At 38.9% G+C, this 13,129-nt stretch carries 12 protein-coding genes; 2 read left to right on the forward strand and 10 right to left on the reverse strand.

Annotated elements, in window-relative coordinates; translation table 11 throughout:
• Nucleotides 1–28: 28 nt before the first annotated feature.
• The 10 genes from PTUN_RS19760 to PTUN_RS19805 form a co-directional block, all read right to left on the reverse strand.
• Nucleotides 29–577 (reverse strand): GbsR/MarR family transcriptional regulator, encoded by a 549-nt coding sequence (locus tag PTUN_RS19760; RefSeq protein WP_009836954.1) that lies wholly within the window; start codon nt 575–577, stop codon nt 29–31.
• 366 nt (nt 578–943) lie between these two features.
• Nucleotides 944–1,630 (reverse strand): VC0807 family protein, encoded by a 687-nt coding sequence (locus PTUN_RS19765; protein ID WP_009836953.1) that lies wholly within the window; start codon nt 1,628–1,630, stop codon nt 944–946.
• Nucleotides 1,631–1,867: 237 nt separating this feature from the next.
• On the reverse strand, nt 1,868–2,092 hold the full coding sequence (locus tag PTUN_RS19770; RefSeq protein ID WP_009836952.1) for a hypothetical protein: 225 nt from the start codon (nt 2,090–2,092) through the stop codon (nt 1,868–1,870).
• Between the two features lie 248 nt (nt 2,093–2,340).
• Nucleotides 2,341–2,757 (reverse strand): diacylglycerol kinase, encoded by a 417-nt coding sequence (locus tag PTUN_RS19775; RefSeq protein ID WP_009836951.1) that lies wholly within the window; start codon nt 2,755–2,757, stop codon nt 2,341–2,343.
• A 24-nt stretch (nt 2,758–2,781) separates the two neighbouring features.
• Nucleotides 2,782–4,479 carry a ShlB/FhaC/HecB family hemolysin secretion/activation protein gene (locus tag PTUN_RS19780; RefSeq protein WP_009836950.1) on the reverse strand — a complete coding sequence of 566 codons (1,698 nt, stop codon included), beginning with the start codon at nt 4,477–4,479 and terminating at the stop codon, nt 2,782–2,784.
• 1 nt (nt 4,480) lies between these two features.
• Nucleotides 4,481–6,157 (reverse strand): phosphoethanolamine transferase, encoded by a 1,677-nt coding sequence (locus tag PTUN_RS19785; protein ID WP_009836949.1) that lies wholly within the window; start codon nt 6,155–6,157, stop codon nt 4,481–4,483.
• A 228-nt stretch (nt 6,158–6,385) separates the two neighbouring features.
• Nucleotides 6,386–7,693, reverse strand: a complete 1,308-nt coding sequence (locus PTUN_RS19790; RefSeq protein ID WP_232284966.1) for an ATP-binding protein — start codon at nt 7,691–7,693, stop codon at nt 6,386–6,388.
• Complete coding sequence (locus tag PTUN_RS19795; RefSeq protein WP_040643584.1) at nt 7,671–8,369, reverse strand: winged helix-turn-helix domain-containing protein; 699 nt, start codon at nt 8,367–8,369, stop codon at nt 7,671–7,673. Before PTUN_RS19795 ends, PTUN_RS19790 begins: the two co-directional genes overlap by 23 nt.
• 26 nt (nt 8,370–8,395) lie before the next feature.
• Complete coding sequence (locus PTUN_RS19800; protein WP_009836946.1) at nt 8,396–8,830, reverse strand: DUF3019 domain-containing protein; 435 nt, start codon at nt 8,828–8,830, stop codon at nt 8,396–8,398.
• Nucleotides 8,820–9,659 (reverse strand): MipA/OmpV family protein, encoded by an 840-nt coding sequence (locus tag PTUN_RS19805; RefSeq protein WP_009836945.1) that lies wholly within the window; start codon nt 9,657–9,659, stop codon nt 8,820–8,822. Before PTUN_RS19805 ends, PTUN_RS19800 begins: the two co-directional genes overlap by 11 nt.
• A 383-nt stretch (nt 9,660–10,042) precedes the next feature.
• Between PTUN_RS19805 and PTUN_RS19810 the strand changes: the two genes are divergently transcribed.
• Both PTUN_RS19810 and PTUN_RS19815 read left to right on the forward strand, forming a co-directional pair.
• Nucleotides 10,043–10,585, forward strand: a complete 543-nt coding sequence (locus PTUN_RS19810; RefSeq protein ID WP_009836944.1) for a GNAT family N-acetyltransferase — start codon at nt 10,043–10,045, stop codon at nt 10,583–10,585.
• A gap of 463 nt (nt 10,586–11,048) precedes the next feature.
• Nucleotides 11,049–12,926, forward strand: coding sequence for a hypothetical protein (locus PTUN_RS19815; RefSeq protein WP_009836943.1), 1,878 nt, complete (start codon nt 11,049–11,051; stop codon nt 12,924–12,926).
• Nucleotides 12,927–13,129 lie beyond the last annotated feature (203 nt).

Here is a 13,129-nt window from a genome sequence, read left to right on the forward strand (position 1 = left end):
TTACACGACGGTAAAAAAAACGGCGCTGTTATTTAACAGAGCCGCTTTTCAAAATTCTATCTTTTAGGTCTAATACTTTGCCCACACCGGACCCTAATTTCATTAAGGTATTGAGTTTTTCTGGGCTCATACGTTGTAACTCACTGGCCCATTGGGTAATGGTTTCGAGTAAGTCATGAATTTCATGCATTTTTTGTTGGGCATACACTTCTTGTTGGTTAGCGGGTTCATCAAGCAAGTTATCACGTAATAATGACAATGTAGGGTCCATTTCACGTTTACGGCGCTCTTCAAATACCCGATTAGCCATTTCCCAAATACTGCCTGCTGGTACGTAATAATCTTTGCGATCGCCAGCTTTATGTTGCAAGTTAACCAATCGCCAAGACTGTAGCTCTTTTATTCCCATGCTGACGTTGCCACGCGAAATATTAAGTGCCTCGGCAATATCAACCGCACTAAGCGCTTCTTCACTGATTAATATTAAGCCGTACATTTGGCCCACAGTGCGGTTAAACCCCCAGCGACTGCCCATTTCTCCGCAGTGCATCACAAATGACTCAATTTTTGGTGACATTATCAACATAGTTTTATTTCTGAAGTTTCAGTATTTTCTGAAAGTTTAAACTGTTATTGATTTAGGTCAAGGATTTTGTGATTAGTTTTTGAGTAATAAAACGAAGGCAATAGCGTAGGATAACAACCAAAGGCAAAAATCAAAGAAAGTTAATCGCTATAGTTTTTTAAGGTTAGGCTTTTTATCGGGACATGTATTTACTATCAAACTTAGGTTATTTCTTTCTGGGTAGTAACTTTTTGTTTATTAGCGAAATTTGAAGCTCCAAGAACGTGTTTATCTTAAGCCTTACTTGGCAAAAAAGCCCCAATCAAGTTTGAGTTGCAAACATACTATAGGGCTGGTTTCAAACATTTAAAACTGTGATTAGTCGCCTTCTAATAACTGCTCCATGCTTAACCCTGTTAAGCGCGTCAGAGTACGCCAGATATAAAACAAAATAGCTACCATCATGAGCCAAGCAGGGATAGCAATCATTGGGTAACTTAATAATGTGAGCTCGCCTAGTTGTTCGTTAAATGCTTCACTGCCCGTTGGAGCTGTTACTAGCCAAGTAGCGAGCACAAAGTTCATCACAGATGAAAAAACAAAGGTCAATGATAAGTAAAAGTTGGCTTGTCTAATGCGGGCATTAAACTCTTGCGTCGTTCCTGTCTCTTCTAAACGTTGGTTAATAAGATTGGTATTCATCACACCGGTGTCGAGTAAAAACTTGCGCACCAGTGGGCTTTTACCAAATCCTGATGCAAACACAATTAGACCAAATACCGCAGGCACTAATGCTTCTTTAACTGCTAGCCATTTAGTATCAAGTTCAAATAAACCTATGCCCCCGGTTAGGAGTACGCTTACTAAGCCCAGTGCAGCAATAAAATTTACCGTTTTACTTTTAGCTAAATCGTAGGCACCCCAACCTAAAGGAAATGCCAAGGCAATGAGTAACGCATACAAGGGACCCAGTTGTTCAGGTGAACTGAGCTTCATTAAAATGACAGAAGGAGCGACGACACTAAAAATAATATCGAGCAATAGGTTGTTTTTCTTAGCTGGCATAGTGACCCATTAAGTGATGGAACGTTATGATTGTGCTGTGCTTTATTGCCAGAGTAAAGAGTTAGGCGTTAAATGATAGTAAATTCGCGAGTAATGAAATACATGTTGCAGTAAGGCACAAGTTACATTCGTTAGCGGTAATTATGACGGCATAGATTTCCTCTTGTTACATTAAGTTCACTTTAATGGTTATAAGCACATATTTAGCAACAATTGTGCTTTTAACTGTGCTTTTTATTATTTAAGTACTTCAGGTAACTCATAAGTACGAGATTTAATTGTGGTAGAAAAGGCTGGTTTTTTTCGTTCATATTCACCCGTTTTTGGATTGAACACCCAATCAGATGCTCCTGTGGCAATAATTTCAGGGTCATACTGCTCTGTGTTTGTTTCGACAGTAACATTACAACCAGTGAGAAATGTCGTGGTAGCAAGCGCAGCGATAACGGCTAATTTATTCATAGATATATCCTTGTTCTAATTGTTTATTTTTAGGTGTTTGGCAATAGAATAAAAGTAATTTCAGAAGGAGAGAGTATTAAGTTATAAGCGGTCATAAATAATGATAAATGGTAAAAGCAGTCACGTTTTAGTGGTCAGTTGTTTAGTTTGACAGGCGATAAAATACCTAACATCTTGATATTTAATCGCCAGAAAGTGGATTTATTGATATTTTTAATGCAGTTATTGCAGTAGAAAACTTTTTTCAGTCATATCAAAACAAAAATATCAAAAAAATATTGATAAATAGCCTGTCCCCACACAATTGCTGTTAAGCTCAAGGCTATAAAAACCGCCGCAGAGCCCATATCTTTTGCTCGACCTATCAGCGTGTGATGCTCAAGCGTGATGGCATCAGCTAAAGCTTCGAGTGCAGAGTTTATAATTTCGGCAAATAAAATCAGTGTTAAGCAACTAATTAACATTAATAAATGATGGTTAGAGGATGCGAGAATAAAGGCAAAGGGCAACAATATGATTGCTAGTGTGAGCTCCTGCCTAAATGCAGATTCGTATTGCCATGCCGCACTTAGACCCTTAAATGAGCAGTGCGTGGCTTTAAATATTCGTCCAATACCGGCACCATTGGGTTTATTGACACTATTTTGTTGTTTAATGGTATTCACTTTATTTCCTTGTTCCGCGTTAAATTAAAGGCTGTGTTTTACTTGTACGGCCCATTGCCAACTATCGACATTGACCCCTGTTGTTAAGGGTTTTATAAGGTCCATATGCACCACGTTGCCTTCGCTTGAATGTGATGAGAATAATCTCAGTCCAAGGCCAATACTTTTTAAGCTTGAATCTGTTAGGTTCTCGGTATTAGTTTGCCCCCATGCTTTACCATGATCGACAAATCCCGCCCAGGCCACATTAACGAGCTGATACAGTTCCCAATGGGGGTTATAACGCAGCTCTGCGCTGGCTGACCAACGGTGTTCCCCATGTTGAAATTGATTTGAATAGCCCCTAACTCCTGTATCGCCACCTAGGGTTAATGGGTTATCAAGATATTGATTTTTTTCACTTATCCAGTTTGTTTTTAAATATCCTGCCCACTGTGGTGTGAGGTATTGATGCAGTTCAAATTCGGCAGCATATTTATGGTGGTTTGGTTGTTGTTTTTGCCAGTGGATTGTGTTGCTGGCAGAAAAAATCATTAGAGTATCGTGCCACTGCACCCCTTTAGTTAGGTTATTTTCAAAGTGATAACCCGCGTTATTATTATCGCCAGCGGTATTAAGATCTTTGCCTATTTTGCTGATAAATTGCCAACCTAAATTAATATCTTCTCGATGATTGATAAAACGAATATTTGAGAAGGTTTTGTAATCTGCTTGGTTAAACTCGAGTCCGAACCAAGGGAAAGTAAAGGATCTATCCGTAGGTAGAGTTGACAATACGTCGCTTGTTAAATGAGTAAACAGATGTTGTTCTTTGGTGATCCCAAAGTGTGCTCGAATGACGCCAGCGCTCGTATATGCCATTAAGTGCCCGTACGCGAACTCTGTTTGCTCAGTTTTATGAGAAAATTGCCATGCAAGCTCACCATTTTGATGAATACTGTCTAAGCGCTTGTCAGTTAATGTTGAAATTAAATATTGCTGCTTAGACGACTGTTGGTAAAACGGTTTGCTGTAAGACAAATAGGTTTTTCGGCCATCGTCATTATCAGTGAACTCAAGTGCAAGAGTGGATAGTTTGGCAATGTTTAAAGGAATGCGAAAATCCAATTGATAGCCTGACCGTAAATGGTCTTTTTTATATTGGATCCCGGCGTGAATACCGAGGCCTAAAAAGTTATCTTCTTTGAAACCAAAGCCAAATTTATTATTGCCAGCACGACGACCAAAACTAATACTTGGCAGCAATGACCAAGTGTCCCAGGTTTCTACTTTGAGCTGCTTTTTATCGCTGTCATTACACGCATCGATGAGGCTTATCTGACTTTTACGCAAAAAAGAATGGTCATTGAGGAGCCGTTCAGCTTGCGTAAGTTCCATAGTTGATATTTCGTCATGCTCTGTAAAGGGCAGTAAATCTTTAATAACCTGTTCTTGAGTATTGATATGTAACCAATTTGCTACGCTATGAAGGTAGAGACTGTTGGCTTTATTTTCCTCAAACACTGGATGGCTAATCAGTTGCATGGATTCGATTGTAAATAGCGCTTGGTTTTCAGCGCCTTGATTACATTCAAGTTCATCACTCGCAGCAGTAAAACTGCTTAAGCATAAAAAAATCAAAGCGGATTTGCGTCGGTTCAAGTGAAGAGCGGCAATACAATTCACTCGAGCTTCAGTTTGAGTACTTGTAACTGGTGGTTGATGTGTCGTTGTATTGCTCATGTTAATGGCCTACATCGGTCTTAAAATAAAAAAGAGTACTGCTGATATCTTTGGGCAGATCAAGATCTGTACTTACTTCAAACAGCGACAGCAAGGTGCTTGACAAAGCATCGTGGGAATAAGGATGACGTTGATGGGTTTTTGTTTTTTCTGCGTCGATATAAGGTGCCGAAAACCAAGCCACCATGGGAATATGAGTTTGTGCCTTTGGAGCAAACGAATAAGGCATACCATGTAAATAAAGGCCATTTTCGCCAAGCGATTCTCCGTGATCACTGACATAGAGCATAACCGTATTGTATTGCGCTGAATTTGCCTTAAGTAGCCCAATCACCTCAGCCAAAAAGTGGTCGGTGTATCTGATTGCATTATCATAGGCGTTGATAATCTCGTCCTTGCTGCAATCTGACAGCTCTGCTGATTGGCAAGCTGGGGTGAAAAATTCAAACGATGCTGGATAGCGTTTGTAATAGGCTGGTCCGTGGTTGCCCATTTGGTGTAATACAATGAGCGTATCTTGGTTTTGCTGATTGATGTACTGCTGCAAACCAACCAGCATACCTAAGTCGCGACACTCGACATCACACTCAGTATTGACGTCAGAGCTGCGATAACTTTGGTAAGTCAGTCTATCTGCGACCCCTTTTGAACTTGAGTTATTATCACGCCAAATAACGCTTACTCCGCTAGTGGCTAATACATCAAGCACATTTTCGGTGGTTTTAGCACTGTTGATATCAAAATCCTCTCGGCCACTAAATGAAAACATGCAAGGGACCGATACCGCGGTGGAGGTACCACATGAACTTACGTTGCTAAAATTAATAAGATCTGGCTGCTGTGATAAATTGGGAGTGGTATCACGTTGATAGCCATTTAAGGCGAAATGATCGGCTCGTACTGTTTCGCCAACCACCAAAATCATTAACTTAGGCTGTTTGGTGGTACTGTTTTTTTCAATATACTGGGTGAGCCTGACAAACTCTTTTTTATGTGCGCTTGAGAGGGTATTTGCCGCATAACTAAAAGTAGAATAAATCGGAAACAGCGGATTCGTATAATAGCGGAGTTCTTTGTGCAGTCGAAAAAAGCTACTGTATTGCGCGCTAAATGGCGCTATTAATAAAGGAATGATGATAATAATGGCTAAAATACTAAGCGCTTGCTGACGTAAACTCTGTAACCGCGAGATGCTTTTTAACTGAAATTGGCAAAGTATCACCGAGGGTAAGATCGCAAGTAAAAGTACTTTTGCGCCTAAACTGAGGGTGATGATATCTTTGGCTTCAGCAATATCGGTTTCGGCAATATTTTGCAGCATGGTTTTATCAATCAAAACGCCAAAAGCAACGGCATAATAATCGACTAGCGCACTGATCAATAAAAGCGTTATGACGACGACTTTTGCAGGTAAAATGACATTCAGTAAAAGCATTAATAAACATGTGAGCGCAATCGTTAATAAACTCAAGGAGACAATAAAAGTGATGTGTTCTTGCCAAGGATAGACCGCAGTTAGCTTGGTAAAAAAGACGCTATTGGCTACTAAAATAATGAAGACAGCAGTCAGTATAAAAAGTGACAAGGGTGAAATCACAAGCTGTTTTTTGAGCCTCTTAAGCGCTATGTTTATTGCATCATATCTTGAGAATAAAGAATAAGTTTCTAGTTTTTCCATGGTCTGTTGCCTAAGTTATTTTATAGGAACAGCTTAATGAGATGAGAAAATTAAAGACGTAGTAAGATGTTGGAATAGTTCAGAGAATGTAGCTTAAGTACATCATAATGTTTTATTTTGTAGCAATATGTAGCAATGACTTAATCAACCTCAATACTTGATAATAAATCTATTTTTGATTCAAAATTTTGGTAAATTTTTTATTTAGTACTTAGCTTAACTAAGTGCTTATTGGGGAAATAACACAGTAAATTGGGCGCCTCCTAATTCGTCAGATTGACTTATACTGACCTGTGCGCCGTGCCATAATGCCACTCGGTGTACAATTGCCAGTCCCATGCCATAGCCTTTATGGCTTAATTGAATATCACCACGAGTGAATGGTTTAAATAGTTCATCGCGTTTGTTAGGCGCAATGCCTGGTCCATCGTCACACACGCACAGCATCACACCCTTATCAGTGGATTGCGTGGATATTGTTATTTTTTTAGCTGCGTATTGCTGGGCATTAGTAAGTAAGTTATTGATTAGCATTGATAGATAGTTTTCATCACCCAGTATCGAGAGATTACTATCTGTTAAGCCAGAGGTATCGATTGCGACCAGAGATTGCTCACTTGAAGCGAAACTCGCTACCGCACTGTGGAGCAGTTTATTTACCTTCAATGGTATTCGTTGTACTTTGACCATCTTTTGTTCAAGACGCGCATAATTGAGCAAGACACCTACCAAAGTTTCCATTTCTTCAATATCTCGGCTCAAATGTTTAACATACTTTTCTTTATTTTGCGGACTGTTGGTTTCACTTAGAGCTTCAATTCCAAAGCGTAACCGAGCTAAAGGGGTGCGTAAATCGTGGGAAACTGCATTACATAAGAGCTTATTATCTTCTAGTAAGATAGCTATTTTTTCTGCCATATTATTAAATTCATTCTCAATATCAACAATATAAGAAGTATTTACTAGATGAATTCGCTGCGATAAATCCCCTTCACCAAAGGCTTTAGCTGTTTTTTGTAATAGCTGCAATCGTTTAATCAATGGATAAATCCATATAAAGGCACACAAAAGAATCCCCGAATAAAATGCGGTCGTTAAAATAATTTGTATGGTTAAGATATCGTGCTGTTTGGTTGTTTGCGCAACGCTAAGCGATAGCACACCTTGTTTTGACGGCAACAACTGATTCACAGTGATAAAATCTTCCGACTCAAGTATTAAAGGTTGGCCTTGGCTGAAATTTTGTTGCAGGCTTGCAGGCAAGGGAAACTCGGCTAAAGGAGTCAAGGATAATTGTTGCTGGTTTTGGCTTTGCCAAATACTGATAAATTGTTCAACGTTTTCAATTTTATCTAAGGTGAAGGCTAATGAGGTAATGAGCTGTTTGTGGAGCGCAAACTCATCAGTACCTTCTTTTCGTTGATATTCATTGAACAAGTTATCTATTCCCCATCCTAAAAAAATGATGGCGGTCAGCATTGCAGTAACCAAGGTCAGGGTGAGTTTTTTCACATCAAGACCAAGCGTCAGCGGCAAGTAAATAGCCCTTACCCCAGACCGTTTTTATGCGATAAGGATGATTGGCGTCATCGCCTAATTTTTTGCGTAACCGAGAAATAAATATATCGATACTGCGATCAAAACCATCGTATTCACTGCCGCGCAGTTGATTGAAAAGCTCTGTTCGACTCACAACTTGACCCGCTGATTGTGCTAAATACCATAAAAGGTCAAATTCATTTGATGAAATGGCGATGGTTTGGCCATGTAACTTGACGGCGCGGGAAGGTGCATCAATATAGAGTGAGCCAAGCTCAATAAGCCCTTCATTTAAATTAGTTTCAGCATTCGGTTGGTTGGGGGTGTTTGAGCGGCGCAATAAGGCTTTTATTCTTGATAATAAAACGCGCGGTTTTACTGGCTTGGTGACGTAATCATCAGCCCCTAATTCAAGCCCTAATATTTCGTCCATTTCATCATCACGGGCAGTCATCATCAAAATGGGGCCTTGATAAAACGCGCGTGCTTCTTTGCAAACATCAAAACCATCTTTGACAGGTAGCATAATATCGAGCACGACTAACTCTGGCAGATCCGTTCTAATGAGCTCAACTGCGGCATCACCCCGATTAACTAAGGTCACTAAATAGCCATGTTCGGTGAGATAATCACCAAACCATTCGGCCAAAGACATATCGTCTTCAACCAGCATAATATGTTGCTTGGGGATAGCTTCAATCAAAATAGTTTCCAACTAGATTTTGGGCGTTTAGAGGATTTATAGACCCATGAGACGGTGACGGTTGATGAGGCGAGATTGGTTGACTCTTTATCTTTACGTAATACATAAGTTAATGATTTTTCTGACTTAAAATCGATGCTATACTCACCTCTTGTTGCATGTTGCCAGCATTTTAAAGGCTGTGAGGTTGACAACTCAATTAAGCAATAGTTTGCGACTTCTGCTTGTTGCCATTTAAATGTTATATCCTGAAAACAGGTTTGACCTTGGCGCAGCGCAACACATCGGTTAGGAGTGACATGCAAATTACTTACTTTTTCAGCCATGTTGGCTTGAGTATGCGTGCTCACAAGTGGCAGCAGACATAATAAAACCATCATTACATGAGTAGGGGTGAGCTGTAGTACTGTTTGGCTACAATTAAAAGACATAACGAATGCTACAACCAATCACAGTATAAAAGTGTCTTGCCTTACTAAATAATGGACTTTTAGTATTGCCAAAATTTGACCCTGCAAATGCTTCAGCTCGTAAAACCCAATTTTGCGATATTGGGTAGGTCAAACCCACTGAAGAATCTAAGTTTAAAGAAGATTTACCTCTATATGGGCTAAAACCGGAGTCAGTTGCTTCTTGCTCTGTCACACCGTAGTAATAATCGTTGTGCTTGGCATCTCGAAACGAAAGTCCGATTAGGCCATGAAAGTTGATGTTTCGCACTTGCCAGTTTTGGCCTATTAGTGCGCTCGCAATGGTGCCATCATTTTTTCTAGAAACGTCGTGTTTTAACATCAACTGCACGATGTTTTCACCAACATAGCCGGTTAATCTGCCACCTAACATTGAGTTATTATCTCTGTCGTTGATGCCTTCAACATTAATATCGTTTTCATCTCTTCTTAAGCCAGAACCAGGTCCAGTAAAAATGACATCAAACGACCAATTGTGTTGATTGTAAACGGTGTACCCTAGTAAGACAGGGTCGGACGCTTTGTTTGCGATATCAAAGAAAAAATTTTGCCAATTGTAACTGCCAGTGAAGGTAATGCCGGCCTCATACTCCTTGCCATCTTGATCATTAAACAATGAGCCAACATAAGCCGTTGTGCCGACACCTAATTCAAAAAAGTTTTCAGGTGTACTATTTTCATCGGTATTTGAAATTAACGAACGAGCCAAATCTGCAGCGTAAGCACAAGACGTAAAAAGAGCAAACAAAAAAGTCGCACCGATGGTTTTTTTAACAAGTGAATAAATCACTTAAACTTCCTTATTGATTAAACACTGAAGCAGTATATTTTTTGGTAATTCGAAAATACGTATTAAGATGTAGCGTTTGTAACAAAATGTAGCTTGCACAAAGAGCGTAGGTATCGTAAATCAATTTTTAGGTACGCCATAGTAATAGATAACGCATTGTTAATCAAAGAATTTACTTGACTCACTAAGTGCTTAGGTATTTAACTCGTATTCAAAAAGTTTATCTTTTAATAAAAAGAGCGTAAAAAACAGCTTTTTAGTTACATTTATGAGTTTAAACGCGATAAAACTTAGAGACTTTCGTTATTGTGAGTACCGTTATTTTTATGGAGCTGATGATAAACGTTAACTTTAAAATTTATTTATTTTCATTAGGATATAGGATGAACCCCCCAGTATTAGAAACAAAAAAGTTAGTGCTTAGAGCCTTCGAAACAAAGGATTTAGCATTATTTGCCCAGTACCGCGCAGAGCAAAGCGTGGCGCAGTATCAAAGTTGGACTCATTATACCTACCAAGATGCAATTGAACTTTTTCAAAGCATGGATTATGCAACGTTTGGTTCACCGGGCAACTGGTATCAACTTGCAATCACATTAAGTGAGACAGATGAATTAGTTGGCGATTTAGCAATTCATTTTATTGATAATGAGCAGCTTGAAATTGGCTTTACGGTTGCACCCGCTTACCAAGGTCAGCATGTTGCATTCCAAGCGGTATCGCGGTTTTTAAATTATGCATTTGCTGATTTGAATATCCACCGTGTGATAGCAATAACAGATAGTAAAAATAGTGCTTCATTTAGGTTACTTGAGAAGTTAGGGTTTCGTCGTGAAGCGCATTTTGTACAAAATATTTTATTTAAAGGCGCATGGGGAGATGAATACCTTTATGCCCTGTTACAGTCTGAATATAGCTTTAGCTAAGTAATCTCAATACGGATAATAAATCACTCTCAGACAGCGATTGTAAGGTTAACAGCGTTAGATGAACTTGCTGCTATATGAAGAAGCTCAGGTTAAGTAATGAATAACAAGGTCGTTTGCTGTGTTGACTCTGATTTTAATGATGGCTTAACCCTAATACCCAGCCACAAATAATAATTGGGGATTTAGGATTATCGACTGGCTTACATTGAGTTACGATGCTAAGCAGCCTTTGTCTTGCTTAAATAGCCACTTAATTCTGTCAAAAAATGTCAACACGCCTTAATCATATCAATCAGTAATAATTAAAAATCATTTGTTTTTTGTTTTCATTACAGGAACTGTACGTTATGTTAATTTCTAAACTCAAAATTAAGAATTTAAAGAGAGTCAAAGTCTTAGGCTTAAGGCTTAAGTAAATATCAAGAATTGAGGTTAGTTAGTAAATTTTAAAGGATTAAAAATGAAAAGCCTGATTAAAATAAGTTTTCCCTTTTTTGTATTAAGCCTCTTTGGATGTAGCGGAGGAGGAGGTTCTGACAAACCTGATGTCCCAGAACCACTTAAAACTTTCACCCTTAACGTTGAGATTAATGGTGCCACCGATGCTGTCAATTTGAATTGGCTCGGTAGCGGTCATAAGATTACCGCTAGTACGTCTTTATCCCGCAAAGCGCTTAATTATTCAGAACCAACAGGATTGAGTTTTCCGCTGCATCACCACTGCCAAAGCCAGCATACTAAGCAAGATGACCTAAATTATTTACTGAAAGTTAATTGTGACGTTGAAACTCAATGGCAATTAACCATTAAAGGTGAGAATTTAATCTCTGCGGTGAAGTTTGAATGGTTCGAACAGCAATTTGAATTACAAAACACGTTAGAATTATCTCATTGGGCTTTAGCGTATCAAGCGCCAAGTAATTTTAATTTTGCAGATAATCATGGGTGTGAGCTGTTATCGAGCAATACCGAGGCGAATTATACTGTAAATGTGCGTTGCCAAAGTAACGATACAGTGTTGTTAGTGCCAGAGTCATTACCTTATGCTGTTAGCGTCTCGGTAAATGGGCTGGTGGCAAACTATCAAGAAATGGGTAGTTTTAGCTTTAATGAAGCGCTTACTTTATCGAGTTTTAATATTGAACAGGTCGTGGGTCCAGCCGAATGTGCCATATCACAAACCGATAATACTCAGCAATTTAGCTTGTTGTGTAAAGAATTTACGGTAATTGAAGAACAAGGCGCGGTGGCATTGGTTTATCAAGATAGTAGCAGTCGCCAAGTGGTTAATGGTGAAGGAAAAACGCCACTCTCCGTTGTGGTAGAGCATTTGGGGCAATTGCGTTATTTGAGTTCCGAGGGGATTGAATTGCTCAATACTGATAACGGTATTGTAACCGATTCTCAATTAGAACTTGCGAAGGCCTTAGCATTTGATTACCAACCGAGTCTCAATTTAATCCCTCAAGCCTTATTACCTCAAGGTCTGTATGGTTTTGAAAATGACCAATGGGCATTAAAACAACCTTTGACTGATAACGTACTGCCTTTTTTACATCGCTCAGATTTGGTTTTATCTTTTGTGACGCTTGATGAGGCAAAGCGTTTTCATGTATTTAAAAGAGTGAACGGTAACCCAGCAGGTTCATTCACCTTATCGACTGAGGCCGATAAATCAACAGGTTTAGGCATTATATTCAGTGACGATATCAGCATTATGACTTTTTGGGATGATGCGGGTCGCTTAGGTTATCAACTGGCGTTACAGACAAGTGCACCATTGGTTGATTATATAGAAGCGCCAAAGTCTGTTAGTGTATGGCAGAAAACGCCTAATGAACATCGTTTGGTTCGTGTGCACAATGGCCATTTTGAGAGCTTTGAGTCTTATGACATCAGAAAGTTTGCATGGATAGATAAAGGAGCGACCAAAGCGCGTAATCTTGTTGGGTTAAAAGATAGGGTATGGCTTGGAGACTTTCAAGAAAACCAACTACTTACCGTAGAGAATATTCTAAATAAAGATCAAACGTTATTAGCTTCGTTGCAGGCTAAAAGTGGCAAAGATACACAGTTTAAAGCTCGATTTAATTTTGCATCGTCACCTTCAATAGAGGAGTTATTACCCAAAGAAAGTGAATTAGGTTGGGTATTGTTATGGCAAGCGGATGAGCAAAACAGTGAACTTGGTACAATTTGGTTAAGTGACGGTATTCAATTGAACGAGGTAAAAAGTGGCCTAACACAAAGCCAATTTTTAACTTATCAACTTACTTATACCGCAGATAGTTTTATTGTTGTAACAGCAGAAAACGAACGCTGGATATTTAATCAATAAATCTAATTAAAACATAAAGATTAAAACGTTTGATTTTTCGAACGTTTTAATCTTTTGTATTTATTTTCTAAATCTCTAGTAAGAGTTTAACAATTATAACTGTCGTAATAAACATTCTCTCTAACTATTAACTAGCCAAATCACTCTCTAAATTTAATAAAAAGACTATAGTCAGGTAAATCTGTATTGTGAACCCGTAAGCT

Origin of the sequence: Pseudoalteromonas tunicata (assembly GCF_002310815.1) — a bacterium.
Classification (GTDB): Bacteria; Pseudomonadota; Gammaproteobacteria; order Enterobacterales; family Alteromonadaceae; genus Pseudoalteromonas; species Pseudoalteromonas tunicata.

Excerpts from the sequence above, each read along its gene's own strand:
- PTUN_RS19760 (WP_009836954.1), bottom strand. The coding sequence starts at position 577 with ATGTCACCAAAAATTGAGTCATTTGTGATGCACTGCGGAGAAATGGGC.
- PTUN_RS19765 (WP_009836953.1), bottom strand. The coding sequence starts at position 1,630 with ATGCCAGCTAAGAAAAACAACCTATTGCTCGATATTATTTTTAGTGTC.
- PTUN_RS19770 (WP_009836952.1), bottom strand. The coding sequence starts at position 2,092 with ATGAATAAATTAGCCGTTATCGCTGCGCTTGCTACCACGACATTTCTC.
- PTUN_RS19780 (WP_009836950.1), bottom strand. The coding sequence starts at position 4,479 with ATGAGCAATACAACGACACATCAACCACCAGTTACAAGTACTCAAACT.
- PTUN_RS19785 (WP_009836949.1), bottom strand. The coding sequence starts at position 6,157 with ATGGAAAAACTAGAAACTTATTCTTTATTCTCAAGATATGATGCAATA.
- PTUN_RS19795 (WP_040643584.1), bottom strand. The coding sequence starts at position 8,369 with ATGCTGGTTGAAGACGATATGTCTTTGGCCGAATGGTTTGGTGATTAT.
- PTUN_RS19800 (WP_009836946.1), bottom strand. The coding sequence starts at position 8,830 with ATGTCTTTTAATTGTAGCCAAACAGTACTACAGCTCACCCCTACTCAT.
- PTUN_RS19810 (WP_009836944.1), top strand. The coding sequence starts at position 10,043 with ATGAACCCCCCAGTATTAGAAACAAAAAAGTTAGTGCTTAGAGCCTTC.
- PTUN_RS19815 (WP_009836943.1), top strand. The coding sequence starts at position 11,049 with ATGAAAAGCCTGATTAAAATAAGTTTTCCCTTTTTTGTATTAAGCCTC.